The organism is Methylibium sp. (genome assembly GCF_031393925.1).
Classification (GTDB): domain Bacteria; phylum Pseudomonadota; class Gammaproteobacteria; order Burkholderiales; family Burkholderiaceae_C; genus Methylibium.
The window spans coordinates 1-17,012 of the sequence record NZ_JANMWL010000128.1 but is presented as its reverse complement, the minus strand read 5'-3'; the positions used below and the strand labels follow the sequence as shown (position 1 = coordinate 17,012).

Annotated in this window: 12 protein-coding genes; 6 read left to right on the top strand and 6 right to left on the bottom strand. The window is 69.5% G+C overall.

Going from position 1 to position 17,012, the window contains the following annotated elements; all coding sequences use genetic code 11:
• Position 1 precedes the first annotated feature (1 nt).
• Both RMO12_RS07485 and RMO12_RS07480 read left to right on the top strand, forming a co-directional pair.
• A complete protein-coding gene (locus RMO12_RS07485) occupies positions 2–3,271 on the top strand; it encodes a multidrug efflux RND transporter permease subunit (RefSeq protein WP_309638805.1) in 3,270 nt (1,089 codons plus the stop codon).
• Positions 3,264–4,763 carry an efflux transporter outer membrane subunit gene (locus RMO12_RS07480; RefSeq protein ID WP_309638804.1) on the top strand — a complete coding sequence of 500 codons (1,500 nt, stop codon included), beginning with the start codon at positions 3,264–3,266 and terminating at the stop codon, positions 4,761–4,763. Before RMO12_RS07485 ends, RMO12_RS07480 begins: the two co-directional genes overlap by 8 nt.
• A gap of 121 nt (positions 4,764–4,884) precedes the next feature.
• Here the strand turns inward: RMO12_RS07480 and RMO12_RS07475 are convergent, their stop codons facing one another.
• Positions 4,885–5,688, bottom strand: a complete 804-nt coding sequence (locus RMO12_RS07475) for a TenA family transcriptional regulator (protein WP_405029634.1) — start codon at positions 5,686–5,688, stop codon at positions 4,885–4,887.
• A 424-nt stretch (positions 5,689–6,112) separates the two neighbouring features.
• Here RMO12_RS07475 and RMO12_RS07470 point away from each other — a divergent pair, with 424 nt between their 5' ends.
• Positions 6,113–7,726, top strand: coding sequence for an amidase (locus tag RMO12_RS07470; RefSeq protein WP_309638802.1), 1,614 nt, complete (start codon positions 6,113–6,115; stop codon positions 7,724–7,726).
• A gap of 11 nt (positions 7,727–7,737) precedes the next feature.
• The gene (gene otnI / locus RMO12_RS07465) at positions 7,738–8,514 is read left to right on the top strand and encodes a 2-oxo-tetronate isomerase (protein ID WP_309638801.1); all 777 of its coding nucleotides are present in this window, start codon (positions 7,738–7,740) and stop codon (positions 8,512–8,514) included.
• 169 nt (positions 8,515–8,683) lie between these two features.
• Here otnI and pcaF read toward each other — a convergent pair whose 3' ends face one another.
• The 5 genes from pcaF to RMO12_RS07440 all read right to left on the bottom strand — a co-directional run bounded on the left by pcaF (position 8,684) and on the right by RMO12_RS07440 (position 14,634).
• Positions 8,684–9,886, bottom strand: a complete 1,203-nt coding sequence (gene pcaF, locus RMO12_RS07460) for a 3-oxoadipyl-CoA thiolase (RefSeq protein WP_309638800.1) — start codon at positions 9,884–9,886, stop codon at positions 8,684–8,686.
• A gap of 26 nt (positions 9,887–9,912) precedes the next feature.
• Positions 9,913–11,226 (bottom strand): alpha/beta fold hydrolase, encoded by a 1,314-nt coding sequence (locus tag RMO12_RS07455; RefSeq protein ID WP_309638799.1) that lies wholly within the window; start codon positions 11,224–11,226, stop codon positions 9,913–9,915.
• A gap of 302 nt (positions 11,227–11,528) precedes the next feature.
• Positions 11,529–12,410, bottom strand: a complete 882-nt coding sequence (locus RMO12_RS07450) for a hypothetical protein (RefSeq protein ID WP_309638798.1) — start codon at positions 12,408–12,410, stop codon at positions 11,529–11,531.
• 8 nt (positions 12,411–12,418) lie between these two features.
• Positions 12,419–13,828 carry a glycosyltransferase gene (locus RMO12_RS07445; protein ID WP_309638797.1) on the bottom strand — a complete coding sequence of 470 codons (1,410 nt, stop codon included), beginning with the start codon at positions 13,826–13,828 and terminating at the stop codon, positions 12,419–12,421.
• 296 nt (positions 13,829–14,124) lie between these two features.
• The gene (locus RMO12_RS07440; protein WP_309638796.1) at positions 14,125–14,634 is read right to left on the bottom strand and encodes a hypothetical protein; all 510 of its coding nucleotides are present in this window, start codon (positions 14,632–14,634) and stop codon (positions 14,125–14,127) included.
• Between the two features lie 427 nt (positions 14,635–15,061).
• Between RMO12_RS07440 and RMO12_RS07435 the strand changes: the two genes are divergently transcribed.
• Together RMO12_RS07435 and RMO12_RS07430 are read left to right on the top strand one after the other, a co-directional pair.
• Positions 15,062–15,232, top strand: coding sequence for a hypothetical protein (locus RMO12_RS07435; RefSeq protein WP_309625928.1), 171 nt, complete (start codon positions 15,062–15,064; stop codon positions 15,230–15,232).
• Between the two features lie 74 nt (positions 15,233–15,306).
• On the top strand, positions 15,307–17,010 hold the full coding sequence (locus RMO12_RS07430) for an FAD-dependent protein (RefSeq protein ID WP_309638795.1): 1,704 nt from the start codon (positions 15,307–15,309) through the stop codon (positions 17,008–17,010).
• Positions 17,011–17,012 lie beyond the last annotated feature (2 nt).

Here is a 17,012-nt window from a genome sequence, read left to right as displayed (position 1 = left end):
CATGGACATCGCGCACTTCTTCATCGACCGGCCGCGCTTTGCCGGCGTGCTGGCGATCTTCACCTTTCTCATCGGCCTGCTGGCGATCTTCCAGCTGCCGGTGTCGGAATACCCCGAGGTCGCGCCGCCGCAGATCGTGGTGCGTGCGCAGTTCCCCGGCGCCAATCCGCGCGTGATCTCGGAGACGGTGGCCACACCGCTTGAAGAGCAGATCAACGGTGTCGAGAACCTGCTGTACTTCGAGTCGCAGGCGACGTCCGACGGCAGCCTCACGGTCACGGTCACGTTCAAGATCGGCACCAACCCCGAAGTGGCCGAGACCGCGGTGCAAAACCGCATCAACCGGGCGCTACCGCGCCTGCCCGACATCGTGCGGCAGATCGGCGTCACGACCGAGAAGTCGAGCCCCAACCTGACGATGGTGGTGCACCTCGTCAGCCCCGACAACAGCCGCGACGCGCTCTACCTGCGCAACTACGGCCAGCTCAACATTCGCGACGAACTGCTGCGCATTCCCGGCATGGGAACGGTGCTGCTGTTCGGTGCCGGCGACTACGCCATGCGCATCTGGCTCGACCCGGGCAAGCTGGCTTCGCGCGGCATCACCAGCGGCGAGGTCGTTGCCGCCATCCGCGAGCAGAACGCGCAGGTCGCGGCCGGCACGGTGGGAGCGCCGCCCGCGCCCAAGGGCGTCGAATTCCAGCTCTCGGTCAACACCCAGGGGCGCCTGGCCAACGAGGAGGAGTTCGCCGACATCATCGTGCGCAGCGACCCCGCCACCGGCGGCATGATCCGCGTGCGCGACCTCGGCCGCGTCGAGCTCTCGGGCAACACCTACTCGCTGCGCAGCCTGCTCAACAACAAGGAAGCGGCGGCGATCGCGGTGTTCCAGGCGCCGGGCTCCAACGCGCTGGCACTCTCGAACAAGGTGCGCGCGGCGATGGAGCGGCTCAAGCCCGCCTTCCCGCAGGGCATGGACTACGCCATCGTCTACGACCCGACGCGTTTCGTGCAGACCTCGATCGAAAAGGTGGTGATCACCTTGCTCGAAGCCGTGGGGCTGGTGGTGCTGGTGGTCATCATCTTCTTGCAGACCTGGCGCGCCTCCATCATCCCGCTGCTGGCGGTGCCGGTGTCGATCGTCGGCACCTTCGCCTTCCTGCTGTTGCTGGGCTATTCGATCAACACGCTCACGCTGTTCGGCCTGGTGCTGGCGATCGGCATCGTGGTCGACGACGCCATCGTGGTGGTCGAGAACGTCGAGCGCAACATCGAGAGCGGCCTGGCGCCGCGCGAGGCCACCATCAAGGCGATGCGCGAGGTGTCGGGCCCGATCATCGCCATCGCACTGGTGCTGTGCGCGGTGTTCGTGCCGCTGGCCTTCGTGCCCGGCCTGACCGGCCAGTTCTACAAGCAGTTCGCGGTGACGATCGCGATCTCGACGGTGATCTCGGCGTTCAACTCGCTCACGCTCTCACCGGCGCTGAGCGCCATCCTGCTGCGCCCGCACGACGCGCCCAAGGATTGGCTCACGCGCGGCATGGACGCCGTGTTCGGCGGCTTCTTCCGCTGGTTCAACCGCTTCTTCGCACGCTCGAGCCAAGCCTATGGCCGCGGCGTGACCGGCATCGTCAAGCGCAGGTCGGCCGCGATGCTGGTCTACGTCGTGCTGCTCGGACTCACGGCCTTGCTGTTCACGCGCATCCCGGCCGGCTTCGTGCCCGCGCCCGACAAGCAGTATTTGATCGGCATTGCGCAACTGCCGGCCGGCGCCTCGCTCGATCGCACCGACGCGGTGATCCGCCGGATGAGCGACATCGCGCTGAAGGTGCCGGGCATCGCCGAGTCGGTGGCCTTCCCGGGGTTGTCGATCGCCGGTTTCTCGGCCTCGCCCAACGAGGGCATCGTGTTCTTTACGCTCGCTGCCTTCGAGGAGCGCACCACGCCGCAGCTGTCCAAGGACGCGATCCTCGGCCAGGTCAACGGCGCCATCCAGCAAATCCAGGGCGCGCGCATGTTCGTCGTGCCGCCGCCGGGCGTCGACGGCCTGGGCAACGCGGGCGGCTTCAAGCTGCAGGTGCAGGACCGCAGCGGTCTGGGCGAACAGGCGCTCTACGGCGCGGTGTGGGGCGCGCTCGGAGGCATCTACGGCAACCCGCAGTCGGCCATCGGCACGCCGTTCTCAACCTACGACATCAACGTGCCGCAGCTCTATGCCAACGTCGACCGCACGCGCGCCAAGCAGATGGGCGTGAACCTGGCCGACATCTACGACACCATGCAGGTCAACCTCGGCTCGCTCTACGTCAACGACTTCACCAAGTTCGGCAAGACCTACCAAGTGATCGTGCAGGCCGACGCACCCTTTCGCGCCGACGCCCAGTCCATCACCGCGCTGAAGACGCGCAACGCGGCCGGCGAGATGGTGCCGCTGGGCGCGCTGATGACGGTCGAGCCGACCTTCGGCCCGACGCGCGTGACGCGCTACAACGGCTACCCGGCCGCCGACGTCAACGGCGCAGCCAAGCCGGGCTTCTCTTCCGGACAGGCCGAGGGCGAAATCGAAGGCCTGCTCAAACAGGCGCTGCCGCGCGGCATGAGCTACGAATGGACCGAGCTGAGCTACCAGGACCGCCTCACGCGCAACCTCACCCTGCCCGGCACGCAGATCCAGTTGCCGACCCTCGCGGCCGCGCTGCTGATCTCGGTGCTGCTGGTGGTGCTGGTGCTGGCCGCGCAATACGAGAGCTGGAGCCTGCCGATGGCCATCGTGATGATCGTGCCGATGTGCATCCTGGCGGCGCTGTTCGGCGTGTGGCTGTCGCGCTTTGCGCCGTTCCTGCAGCCGGGCGACCTGAACATCTTCACCCAGGTGGCGCTGGTGGTGCTGGTGGGCCTGGCGTGCAAGAACGCGATCCTGATCGTCGAGTTTGCCAAGGACCTCGAAGAGCGCGGCGAGCGCCTGCGTGACGCCGTCATCCACGCCTGCCGCATGCGCCTGCGACCCATCCTGATGACCTCGATCGCGTTTTGCGCCGGCGTCGTGCCGCTCATCCTGGGCAGCGGCGCGGGCAGCGAGATGCGCCGCGCGATGGGCATTGCAGTGTTCTCCGGCATGGTGGGCGTGACCTTGTTCGGCATCTTTCTCACGCCGGTCTTCTATGTGCTGCTGCGCAGCCGCGGAGCACGCCGCCGCGAGGCTGCGCAGCCGGGCGGCGGCATGCTCGCGCAGGCGCCGCGCAAACAGTCCGAAGGAGACGGCGATGCGTGAGCGGCAGCACCAGAAACATTCGTTCACCGCGAACACCGGGCGCGGCGCGCTCGTTGCGCTGTCCGCGCTGGCCCTGGCCGCCTGCGCGGTCGGCCCGAACTACGAACGTCCTGCCAGCGCGCTCGATACCGGCTTCATCAATGCCGGCGCCAGCGCCACCGATGCGCAGGTGGCCTCACCCGACATCGCCAGCTTCTGGCGCGGCTTCAACGACGCGGCGCTCACGGCGCTCATCGAGCGCGCGCTTTTCGCCAACGGCGATGTGCGCATCGCCCAGGCGCGGCTGCAGGAGGCGCGCGCCAGCCTGGTCGAGGCCGGCGCGAACGCGCTGCCCGGCGCCGGCATCGACAGCGGCATCACGCGCTCGGTGCGGCCCAGTACCCAGCAGCCCGGCGCCACGCGCAGCGAGCGCACCGGCACGGTCTACGACGCGAGCTTCATCGCCAACTGGGAACTCGACTTCTTCGGCCGCTACCGGCGTGCCAGCGAATCGGCCGCGGCGCTGGTCGGCGCGAGCGAGGCCGGCCTGGGCGCGGCGCACACCGCCGTGGCGGCCGAGGTGGCACGCAACTACCTGGAGTTACGCGGGCTGCAGCAGCGAGCCCAGGTGACCGAGGCCGCGCTGGTGAACCAGCGCGAGGCCTTGCGCATCGTCCAGGCACGCCTGGACGCCGGCCGCGGCACGCAACTCGACGTGGCGCGCGCCACCACCCTGGTGGCCAGCACCGAAGCGGCGCTGCCGGCGCTGCAGACGGCGATCGAACGCGCGGCCTTGCGTCTTGCCACGCTTACCGCAGAGGCGCCGCGCGCGCTGCTCGCCGAGCTGGCGTCGCCGGCCCCGCTGCCCGGCCTGCCCGTGACCGACCTGGCCAGCTTGCCGATCGGCACGCCGACGCAATGGCTGCAGCGCCGCCCCGATGTACTGGCCGCCGAGCGCCAGCTCGCGGCGGCCACCGCCAACATCGGCGTGGCCAAGGCCGATCTTTTTCCGCGCATTTCGCTGAGCGGCTTGTTGGGCCTCAATGCCGCCGTCCTGGGCGATCTCGGAAAGGGCGAGTCGACGCTGTACTCGCTCGGCGTCGGGTTGACCTGGACGCCGTTCGACTCCGGCCGGCTGCGCGCCCGCGTCGACGCCAGCGAAGCGCGCGCGCAGCAGAGCCTGGCGCGCTACGAGCAAACCGTAGCGATCGCGCTGGAGGAAACCGAAGGCGCGTTCAGCGGCTTCAACCGCAGCGCACAGCGCGCCGAGCGACTGGACGCCGCCGCGCGCAGCGCCGAGGAAGCGGTGCGGCTGGCACGGCTGCGCTTCGAAGCCGGGGTCACCGATTTCCTCATCGTGCTGGACGCGGAACGCGAGGCTCTCGTCAACCGCGACCAGCTGGTGCAGGCGCAGATCGGGACTGCCACCGCGCTGGTGGTGGTCTACCGTGCGCTCGGCGGCGGCTGGGCCGCGCCGACGCAGGCCAGCGCGACGCTGAGCAGCGCGCGCTGAGCCACCCTCACACCCCGACCCCTCTCCCGCAGCGCGGTAGAGGGAGCCGGCCAAACCAGCGCTCGCATCGTCTTGCCCCCTCTCTCCCGCAAGCCGGAGAGTGTTGGGGGCTTCTTCTCCCTCAGGCCCGCTTGCGTTCCTCGTACACGAGCTCGACCAGTGGCATCGGGCGCGACACCACTTGCTCGGCCTCGAGGCAGTGGTCGAGCGTGAGGCGCATGTACTCGTAGCTCGTCACCACGCGCGAGCGGATCAGCGCCACGCCGCGCTGCGTGGGGTTGCTGCCCATCACCGCGCAGATGATCTCGAGCGCTTCCCACGGGTGGGTGTCGTCGTACTTGGCGTGCAGCTTCAGCCACTTCATCGCCTTGGCGCGCACGTCGGTGGCAAAGCCGTTCTCGTAGACGTCGGAGGCGCACACCAATGCCGACCAGTCGCCGGTCACGCCTTCGATCGCGTAGTTGGTGGCGGCCATGCCGGCGGCCAGCGAGTCGCGCTCGCAGGTGTGCCAGCACCAGTGGCTGAGCGCATGGGTTTCGGGCGGCACTTCGCCGTGCAGCAAGTCGTCTCGGCTCACGCCGCTGGCGAGCGCCCACTGCAGCCAGTGGTCGGCGTGGTTCTGCTCGACGCGAATGTTGCGGATCAGGTAGCGCCGCGCCTCGTCGTGGCCACGCGAGCGCCCGTACTGAACCTTGAGCAGGCTTTGCGCCATGTACTGCGGAAACTGCTCGATCACCGGCCACACGCCGACCAGGAAGGTGCTGAGCTGGCTGGCGTCGAGTTCGCCATCACGCATCTTGTGGAACAGCGGGTGCGCCGCGACGCGTGTGCGCACTTCGGTGCAGCTCTCGACCATGTCTTGCGCCCAGGCCGGATAGCTTTGGATGTCGGTCAATTCACCTTGTCGAACGAATGCGTCGCTCATGGATTGCCTTTCGCTGGTGTGTTTTGTGTTGAAAAGCGCACCGTCAGGCTCTTGCAAGTGAGACGGATTTCTCATCCTGACCAGCCGCCTGGAACCAAGGGTGTTAAATCCGTCACGCTTTCCGCGCAACTTCAATGCCAAAGCCGCGATTGTTGCGCCGTGTCGTCAGGACGTCTGGACAGAGCGCCTTGCGCGGCGCGGCGCTGCCGGCGACGACGTTGGGACAGTCCCGCGAAGCACTGAAATCGGCGCGCCGCTGTCCGCGCGAGGTGGCACGCTGCCGCGTTTCGAAGGCTCGCGATGCCGATGGGCATGACGGTGCTTCGCGCCGCGCACCGCATCCCGTCGCGCACGTCCCTCGGCACGCATTTCAATGAGTCGGTGGGCTAGCATCGCGACTCACCGTCACCCGCGCCGCCAACCCATGCAACGTCGCCAGTTCGTCCATAGCCTTGCCGGAGGTTTGGCCATGCCGGCAGAAAGCAGCGCGGTCATCGGCGCCACTGCTGTCCCCGCCGCCGCCGCCGCCACCGAAGACGAGGCGCTCGCCTACGCCTCGGCCAGCGAGTTGCAAGCGCAGATGGCCAACGGCACGCTCAGCGCCGAGCGCCTGGTGCGTGCCTGCCTGGCGAACATCGAGGCGATTGATCGCAACGGCCCACAGCTGCGCTCGATCATCGAACTCAACGCCGATGCGCTGCCGCTGGCTGCGGCGCTTGACGTCGAGCGGCGCGACAAGGGGCCGCGCGGCCCGCTGCACGGCCTGCCGGTGCTGATCAAGGACAACATCGCCACGGCCGACCGCATGCAAACCACCGCCGGCTCGCTCGCGCTGATGGGCGCCCAGGCGCCGCGCGACGCGCACCTGGTCGCGCGCCTGCGCGCAGCCGGTGCCGTGATCCTGGGCAAGACCAACCTCAGCGAGTGGGCCAACATTCGCTCCACCCGATCGACCAGCGGCTGGAGCGCGCGCGGCGGCCTCACGCGCAACCCCTCCGCGCTCGACCGCAACACCAGCGGCTCCAGCGCCGGCTCGGCCGCGGCGGTAGCGGCAGGGCTCGCGCCGCTGGCCGTGGGCACCGAAACCGACGGCTCGATCGTCTCGCCGGCATCGATCTGCGGCCTGGTTGGCTTCAAGCCCACGCTCGGCCTCGTCAGCCGCGACGGCGTCGTGCCCATCGCCCACAACCAGGACACACCCGGCCCCATGGCGCGCAGCGTTGCCGAGGCCGCGCTGCTGCTCGGTGTGCTGGCCGGACCCGATGCGCGCGACGCCGCCACGCGCAAGGCGCCGAGCAATGTCAACTATGTGCTGCAGCTCGACGCCAACGCCCTGCGCGGTGCGCGCCTGGGCGTGGTGCGCAGCGCCTTCAGCGGCAACGACCGCATCGATCCGATCTACGAGCGCGCACTGGAGCTGCTGCAGGCTCGCGGCGCGGTGCTCGTCGATCCCGTGGCCTTGCCGCCGCCCGAACGCTACGCCGAGAGCGAACTCACCGTGCTGCTCTACGAACTCAAGGCCAACCTCGACGCCTACCTGGCCGAGTTCGGCCAGGGCTCGGCCGTGCGCACGCTGGCCGACGTTATCGCCTTCAACGAGCAGCATCGTTTCAGGGAAATGCCTCACTTCTCGCAGGAGCTGCTCGTGCGCGCTCAGGCACTGGGCGGCCTGAAAAGCCGCGCCTACCTCGACGCGCTGGCCAACAACCTGCGCTGGTCGCGCCGCGAAGGCATCGACCTTGCGCTGCGCAAGCACCGCCTGGACGCCCTCGTCGCACCCACCGGCGGGCCGGCCTGGCTCACCGACACCATCAACGGCGACCACCACGGCGCCAGCTTCTCCACGCCCGCCGCAGTGGCCGGTTATCCGCATCTCACCGTGCCAGCGGGTTACGTCAACGGGCTGCCACTGGGACTGAGCTTCGTCGGCACGGCGTGGAGCGACGCGCGGGTGCTGAGCCTGGGCCATGCGTATGAGCAGGCCTCGCGACACTGGCGGGAGCCGAGTTTTCCTGCGACGTTGCAAATCGAGGCTTGAAACCATCGTCCATGCCCCGTCTGGCCGCCAACCTTTCCCTGCTCTACACCGAGCATCCCTTCCTCGACCGCCCTGGCGCCGCCGCGCGTGACGGCTTCGCCGCCGTCGAATGGCAGTTCCCCTATGAACATGGCGCCGCCGCGCTGCGCGCGCGGCTCGACGCCGCCGGCTTGCCGCTGGTGCTGATGAACGCGCCGGCGGGCGACTGGGCCAGAGGCGAGCGCGGCATGGCGTGCCTCGAGGACCGCCAGGACGAGTTCCGGCGCAGCGTTGACGAGGCGCTCGCGTACGCCCAGGCGCTGCGCTGCCCGCGGCTGCACGTGATGGCCGGCTGCGTGCCTTCGGGCGGCGAGCGGGCGGCGCTGCAGGGCCTTTACGTCGAGCGCCTCGCATGGGCCGCGGCGCAGGCGGCAAGCGTCGGCGTCACGGTGCTCATCGAGCCGATCAACGGGCGCGACATGCCGGGCTACTTCTTGAACCGCCAGGACCATGCTCACGAAATCGTGCAACTCGTCGGTGCGCCCAACCTGCAGGTGCTGATGGACCTCTACCACTGCCAGGTCGTCGAGGGCGACGTGGCGATGAAGCTGCGCCAGTACCTCCCGAGCGGTGGCGTCGGGCACCTCCAGATCGCCGGTGTGCCCGAGCGCCAGGAGCCGGGTGGGGGCGAGCTGAACTACCGCTATCTGCTGCCGCTCATCGACGCGCTCGGCTACGACGGCTGGGTGGGCTGCGAGTACCGGCCGCGCGCCGGCACGACGCAGGGACTGGGCTGGCGCGACGCCTGATCCGCGCGCTCGCCTCGTCGTTGCACGCCGGGTATGCGCAGACGAGCGGCGCGCTTCAGCGCTCGCCGCTCGCCGCTCGCGGCAGGCTCAGGCGCCGGCAACGCCGCGGCCTTGGGCGCCGGTACCGTCGGGCTCGCCGAGGGTGCCGCCTCGGGCACCCGGGGCGCCGTCACACCCGCTCGAGCACCACCGCAATGCCCTGCCCCACGCCGATGCACATGGTGCACAGCGCGTAGCGCCCGCCGCTCCTGTGAAGCTGGTTGACCGCGGTGGTGGCCAGCCGCGCGCCGCTGGCGCCGAGCGGGTGGCCGAGCGCAATGGCGCCGCCGTTGGGGTTGACGCGCGGGTCGTCGTCTTGCAGGCCGAGCTGGCGCAGCACCGCCAGGCCTTGCGCGGCAAAGGCCTCGTTGAGCTCGATCACATCCATCTGTGCGAGCGCGAGGCCGGTGAGCGCCAGCACCTTGCGCGTGGCCGGCGCCGGGCCGATGCCCATCACGCGCGGCGCCACACCCGCCGTCGCCATGCCGACCACACGCGCGCGCGGCGTGAGGCCATGCGTCTTCAGCGCCACCTCGCTGGCCAGCAGCAGCGCGCAGGCGCCGTCGTTGACGCCGCTGGCGTTGCCCGCCGTGACCGTGCCGTCGGGCCTGACCACGCCCTTTAGGTTCGCGAGCGACTCGAGGCTGGTTGCGCGCGGGTGCTCGTCCTTGGCAACGACGATGGGCTCGCCCTTCTTCTGCGCAATCGAGACCGGCGTCAGCTCGGCGTCGAAGAAGCCGCTCTGCTGCGCCGCCACCGCCTTTTGTTGCGAGGCCAGCGCCATGCGGTCCTGCGCGTCACGCTCGATGCCGTAGTCGCGCGCCACGTTCTCGGCGGTCTCGGGCATGGAGTCGACGCCGTACTGCTCCTTCATGAGCCGGTTGACGAAACGCCAGCCGATGGTGGTGTCGTAGACGGCATTCGCGCGGCCGAAGGCGCTCTCGGCTTTGGGCATCACGAAGGGCGCGCGGCTCATGCTTTCCACGCCGCCGGCCAGCATCAGCTGCGCCTCGCCGGCCTTGATGGCGCGCGCCGCGCTGCCGAGCGCGTCCAGGCCCGAGCCGCACAGGCGGTTGAGGGTGGCGCCCGGTAGTTCGACCGGCAGGCCGGCGAGCAGCGCACTCATGCGCGCGACGTTGCGGTTGTCTTCGCCGGCCTGGTTGGCGCAGCCGTAGAGGATGTCGCTGACGGCGCTCCAGTCGAGCCCGGGGTGGCGCGCCATCAGGGCCCTGAGCGGAATGGCGCCCAGGTCGTCGGCACGCACGCTGGCGAGCGCGCCGCCGTAGCGGCCGAAGGGGGTGCGGATGGCGTCGACGATGTAGGCGGGGTTCATGCGGTGTCTTTCGGTGTCGACTTGATTCAGCAGCTCAGTCCGGCGAGCAAGCCGCGCACCGCCGCCTCAAAGGCGGCCGGCTGTTCGATCACGCTCAGGTGCGCGGCGCCTTCCAGCACGGCGAGCCGGGCGCCCGGCACGGCTTCTGCGATGGTGCGCGACATTGCCACCGGCGTGCCCTGGTCGAGCGAGCCCGCAATGACGAGCGTGGGCACCTTGATGCGCCCGAGCCGCGCGGTCGTGTCCATGTCGCGGATGGCGTGGCAGTTGCCCAGGTAGCCCCCCTGCGAGGTGCTCACCACGCGGCGGCGCCAGCGCGCCACCGTGGCGGGATCAGTCGCCCGGAAGGTGTCGCTGAACCAGCGCTGCATGGCGCCGTCGGCGATGGCTTCCAGGCCGCCCTGCTCGATGGCCGCGATGCGCTGTTGCCACAGCGCGCGCGCCGCTTCGTCATAGCCCGAGGTCGAATTGGCGATCACCAGCGCCTTCACACGCTCGGCATGCCTCAGCGCCAGCTCCTGGCCGACCATGCCGCCCATCGACAGGCCCACCCACACCACCGGGCCGGTGCCCAGTTCGACGAGCAGGCGAGCGGCGTCGTCGGCCAGCTCGGCCATCGTGTAGGGGCCGGGTGGCGCGTCGGAGTCGCCGTGGCCACGGTGGTCGTGGCAGATGACGCGGCACGGGCGCGCGCCCGACGGCGCATGGCCGGCGGCCAGCGCATTGGCCAGCGCGTCCCACAGGCTCACGTCGCAGCCGAGCGCGTGGCTCAGCACGACGGTGTGCGGCGCCGGTGCGCCCGCGGCGAGCCCGCGTGGTTCGCGCACGGTGAAGTGCAAGGCTGGCGTGCTGGCCGTGCGGCGGGAGCGGCCGGTGCCGGGGTGCGCAACCTCGGTCGCCGGCCGGGGCGGCAGTTCGTGGCCGAGTTCGTGCAGCAGCCGGGTGGCAATCGCCACGCCGGTGTTGGCGGCCGGCACACCCGCATAGATGGCGGCCTGGATCAGCACTTCTTTCACCTCGTCGGGAGTCAGGCGCGTACACGCGTCGCCGCCCACGCCGAGTCCGGCGCCCGAGCCGCCCACCAGCGCGGCGCGCAGGTGCAGCTCGAACTCCTCCCAGCGACCGAGCGCGCAGGTGATGGCCAGCACGACGATGCGGCGCGTCTTGGCCTCGAGCCCCGGGCGGCCCCAGACCTCGTGCCACGCATAGCGGGTGATGAAGTTCTGGAAGTCGGCGTTGAAGGCGTTGGCGTTGGCCACCGAGGCGTCGACCCAGGCGTCGCCGAGGATGGCGCGACGGTTGCGCAGGCCGCGTTCGAGATCGTGGTCGTAGGGGTCCATGCTGAACGTGCCGGTCAGGCGGTTGGGGCCCACGGTGCGGCGGGCAGGCTTTGAAGTGTCGCGCGAACCGCGGGAATGCGCGTTCGCGCCAGGTCGGCGGCGAGCCTTGCGGCCGCAGGGAAAGCTGCGCCATCGTGCTCAGGATTCCTGCGGCTCGCTGGGGCGAGCGATGCGCCGCAGCGCTCGCCAACATCGAAGACACCGGGCTGCGCTCAACGACCGAGTCACAGCGTCGCCGCAGCCCGTCACGACCGCGCGCAGCGCGTCGGCCGGACCCGCGCGCCCGGCGTGGCGCGCCGCGGCTACAGCGGCATGCTCAGTTGGCCCAGCAGACTGGTGTAGCGGTAGGCACTGCTGCCGCTGAGCAGCGAGGCGGCGTTGGAAGCCTGCAACGCCAGGCTCCAGCGCCAGCGGCTGTTGCGCATCGAGCCCAGGCCGATGGAGTAGCTCCAAATCGGCTGCGAGGCCGCGTCGGTGTGCTGGCTGCCGCCGTCGACGTGCGCGCTCACCACGAAGCGCTCGGCCGCCACGAAGCGCGACGACAGGCCCAGCGACACCTCGTTGAGACGCTCCGGCGAGTAGTACTCGGGCCGGTTGGGAGAGGTGTTGCGGTAGCTGCGCGTCTTGAGGTAGGCGTTAAGCCCCCAGTCCGCGTCGAGCGAAGCGTTCCAGCGCGTACGCAGGAAGGGACGGCGGTTGTCGTTGGAAAACAGCGCCACACCGCCCGCCATGCCGACGTTGAAGCGCTCGTTGAAGGCATGGTCGGCCACCAGCGCGAGGCTGTTGAAGGTCAAGCCCTGGTCGATGCCGCGCACCGAATTGACATAGTCGCGCTCGCCGCTGAAGCCGAGCGTCGTGTCGGGCGCCACCTTCTGCAGGACGTCGAGCGCGGCCACGGCATGGTCTTGGCCGCCGACGCGCGCCACGCCCAGGCTGGCGTCGACCTGTCGATCCGCGCCGTGGCTGCGGTAGGTGGCGGCGAGCAGACCGCCGTCTGCCGCCCACGCGGGCGCGCTGTAGCGCATGCCCCCGGCCTTGAGGCCAAAGCCCTGCGCCCCGGTGTAGCCGACGCTCGCGACCCACTCATGGAAGGAATCGGAATCGCGGCTCGCGTACAGGCGCGTGGACACGTCCTGTGCCGCGGCCGGGGTCGCTGTTGCCGCCAGCAGCAGCGCGCGCAGCATGAGCGCCTTCACTTGGTACCCCAGGTCTTGCTGCGGTTGAACACTTCCTGCAGGTAGCCGATCACGCAGGCCGGCTGCAACACCATGCTGTAGAGCAGCGCGTAGAAGGTAAAGCCGCGCAGGTTGCTGCGCACTTTCAGGCCCTGCTCGAGGAACATCTTCGACTGGATGCGGAACATGACGTAGTTGACCAACAGCGCCAGCGGTAGCACCAGCAAGGTCATCGGTCCGGCGATCCAGTAGATGCCGAACAGCGCCAGCACCAGGCCCGGGATGAACACGACGGTGTAAACCAGGTCCATGTAGGGAAACAGCAGGTTCCACCAGATGAAGACCGTGCTCATGCGCGGCTTGAACAGCAGGCGCCAGTGCGTCTTGAAGGCTTCGATCAGCCCCCGCGACCAGCGCTGGCGCTGCTTGATGAACTGGCCCCAGCGTTCGGGGGCGTTGGTGAACAGGCAGGCGTTCTCGGCGAAGCCGACGCGATAGCCGCGCTCGAGCATCGCCCACGTGAGCACGATGTCCTCGCCGACGGTATCGGCCCAGCCGCCGAGCGAGCGCAGCGTTGCGGTCTCGTAAATCGAGAACGCACCCTGGGCCACCAGCGTGCCCTGGTAGAGGCTCTGCAGCCGCTTGATGGCGGCGATGCCATGAAAGTAGTCCCATTCCTGGATCCGGGTGACCAGGTTCCTGCGCGAGTTGCGCACCAGCACGGCCCCCGCCACCGCCTTGGTGTCCGGCGGGTCGCTGAGGTAGCGGCCCACCAGGTTGCGCAGCGCGTTGCGGTACAGGTAGGAGTCGCCGTCCACGGTGATGGTCAGCCGGAATTTCGTGAGACCCAGGCCCACGTTCAGGGCGCTGGACTTGCCGGCGTTCTTCTCGAGAGTGACGACCTGCAGCCAGCCGTAGTCGAGGCCGGCAAGCTTCTCGGCGGTGGCGTCGGTCGAGCCGTCGTTGATGACGATCACCTGCATCGGCCCCGGGTAGTGCTGGCGGGCGATGCTCTCGATCGTCGAGACGATGCTCGCTTCTTCGTTGTAGGCTGCCACGAGGATCGTGATGCCGGGCAGGTTTTCGGTGCGCACGCTGATGGGCGGGCGGCGGTCGAGCAACAGGCTGCTGACCAGAAAGGCGTTCATGAAGCCCGGGAAGATGGCGATGCCGAAGATCGCGAGCCAGGCCGGCACGGCACCGACGACGCTCGACAGCTGCTCGATCCAACCCTGCGCCGCAAACACCGAGAACGCCATCCAGGCCAGTCCGGCGGCCAGGGACAGGCCGAACTTGCGGCGCACCGGGATGTAGTAGGAAGAGGAAGGTTCACGGCGCGGCACGCCTTGCACTGAAGCGAACGCCGATGGCGGCAGCGTTGCGCTGCTCGCATCGATGAATCCCAGCTCGTTTCTAGATCGTCCCATCGGGTCGCACCGCACTCTTGAAGTTCGGCGGAGCGTAACGAGACGTTTTGGATTTCGCTGTGCATACCTTCACGGCTTCATGACGAAGGTATGCACTAACACTCCGCATTGGCACAGAACCGTTTGCGACGTGACGTAGTGCATGGGCACCGCGTGCCTGCCCCGCCAAAGCGTGGTTGCAAAGCCGCACCAGGTCGCCTGCGAGACGGCGCCGAGTCACCGCCCCGGGCTGAGCGGCTACGAAGCGCAATTTCGATCGGAACGTGTTGCGCCGAAGCGCGCCCACGCCGCTCGCTTCAGTCGTCGGTATGCATGCTGACGAGCTTGCCGCTCTTCGTTTCGACCACGCAGCGGTAGGTGAACGGCGCCGGGTTCATGCCCGCCGCGCGTTCCAGCTGGCCTTGCCCCTCGAGGCTGGTGCGCGCGTTCGGCGCGGGCCGAAGCTGCCTCGAGTCGGAGCTGAACGTAATGCGCCCGACCGGTGGGTACTTTTCCTTCAACGCTGCTGCGGCGGCAGCCTCGCACGCGTCCGGGGAGAGATGGGTCAGGTCCGGCTCCCACGGTCGCTCGGCAACGGGCGCGGCGGTGCCGGTCTCCTTGAGCACCACGCCGCTGGCCTTGCCGGTCTGCGCCGCGTAGGTGCAGCTGTACGTGAAGGGCCTGGCTGCGCCCACTCGTGCACCGTAGCGACCGCTGCCCGCAATGGTGGTGCCGTCGACGGACGCCGACGGCAGGAAACGGCGCACCGCGGCGAACTGCACCTCCTGGGCCGCCTTGCCGCGCATGTCACGCAGGGTTTCGGCCACGGCAGCCTCGCAAGCGCCGGTCGCCGCCGAGTCCGGCTGCGGCGGTGGCGCCGCTGCTGCGCAGGTCGCACAGAGGAGCCAGGCAAAGCCATCGAAACGAGATGCAGCACGCATGAACTTTTGGTGCGTCGCCGTTGACCCAAGTGGAAACGATGGTGTTCCGATCGGTCGCGCAAGGCAAGGCCGGCATCCATGCCGGCTGCGGGCATCGAGCTCGGGGCAGCTCGAACTCGCCAGCGCGGTGGCCGGCACGCTGGGCCTGGCGGGCTACTGAAAGCGTGCCGCCGCTTCGCCGCAGTCCGGCGAGGCGGCGGGCGCTTTGGCGCATGCCCCGCGGCCATGCGCCACCTTCTGCAGCGAGCGACAGCACCGCTTGTGGCCTAATCGCCGGTTCGCTCAATCACTCACCCGCCACCCGGAGCCATCCATGGGCAACAAGATCCGAACCGAAGCCGACCGTCTTGCCACGCCGCGGCCGACCCCGCCCAAGGGCGTGACCCTCGTTGCCGATGGCAGGGGCCAGAAGCGCAGCCTGGAGCGCGGCGCGCACACGCGCAGCAAGAAGAACGCCGGCAAGCGGGCCAAGCGGGGCGGCTAAAGCCGCGGGTCGCGCCTGCTGCGACCCTGACGCCGGCCTCGCGCCGGGACTCGGCCCGAAAGCGCGCAGCAGCGATGCTGAGGATCACCGAACTGCGACTGCCCCTGGGGCACGCCGAGGGCGCTCTGCGCCAGGCGATCGTGCAACGCCTGGGCATCGACGACGCCGAGCTGCTGGCCGTTCACCTCTTCAAGCGTGGCGTCGATGCGCGCAAGAAGGCCGCGGTGGTGCTCATCTACACCGTCGACTGCGAATTGCGCGACGAAGCCGCCCTGCTCGCGCGCCACGCTGCCGACCCTCAGGTGCGCTGCGCACCGGACACGCGCTACCGCCTGGTGGGCCACGCTGGCGCCGATTTCCTGGCACGGCAGCAAGCGCGGCCGATCGTCATCGGCTTCGGCCCCTGCGGCATCTTCGCGGCGCTGGTGCTGGCGCAGATGGGCCTGGCCCCGATCGTGCTGGAGCGCGGCAAGGCGGTGCGCGAACGCACCAAGGACACCTGGGGCCTGTGGCGGCGCGGCGTGCTCGACCCGGAGTCGAACGTGCAGTTCGGCGAAGGCGGCGCCGGCACCTTCTCCGACGGCAAGCTCTGGAGTCAGATCAGCGACCCGCGCCACCTCACGCGCAAGGTGCTGCACGAGTTCGTCAAAGCCGGCGCGCCCGAAGAGATCTTGTTCGTGAGCAAGCCGCACATCGGCACCTTCCGGCTGGTCGGCGTGGTCGAGAAGATGCGCGCCGAGATCGTGGCGCTGGGCGGCGAGGTGCGCTTCGGCCAGCGCGTGGTCGATGTGCTGATCGAAACAGGCGGTGCCGCGCACGCCGACGGCCAGGTCGCTCGCATCCGCGGCGTGACGCTCGCCTCGGGCGAAGAACTGCGCACCGACCACGTCGTGCTCGCACTCGGCCACAGCGCGCGCGACAGCTTCGAGATGCTGCACCGGCGCGGGGTGGCCATGCAGGCCAAGCCGTTTTCGATCGGCTTTCGCATCGAGCATCCGCAAGGCCTCATCGACCGTGCGCGCCTGGGCCCCAACGCCGGCCACCCGGTGCTGGGTGCGGCCGACTACAAGCTCGTGCATCACGCCAGCAATGGCCGCTCGGTCTACAGCTTTTGCATGTGCCCGGGCGGTACCGTGGTGGCGGCCACCTCCGAGGTCGCGCGCGTGGTGACCAACGGCATGAGCCAGTATTCGCGCAACGAGCGCAACGCCAATGCGGGCATCGTGGTGGCGATCTCGCCCGACGACTATCGGCAGGACGGCCTGGCGCGCGGCGCCGGCCACGCCGTGGGTCCGCTCGACGGCCTGGCGTTCCAGCGCCAATGGGAATCGCGCGCCTTCGTGATGGGCGGCGGCGGCTACCAGGCGCCCGGCCAGCTGGTGGGCGACTTCATCCAAGGCCAGCGCAGCAGCGCCTTGGGCAGCGTGCTGCCTTCGTACCAGCCTGGCGTGCATCTCACCGACCTGGCCGAGCGCGACGAGCGCGGCCACGCCAGCCTGCCCGACTACGCCCTGGCGGCGATCCGCGAAGCCCTGCCCGCCTTCGACAGGCAGATCGCCGGCTTCTCGATGCCCGACGCCGTGCTCACCGGCGTGGAGACGCGCACTTCTTCACCGCTGCGCGTGACCCGTGGCAAGGACTGCCAGAGCCTGAACGTGCGCGGCCTCTACCCGGCCGGCGAAGGCGCGGGTTATGCCGGCGGCATCATGTCGGCGGCGGTCGACGGCATCGAGGTGGCCGAAGCGCTCGGCGCGCACCTGTTGGGATTGCACGCCTGAGC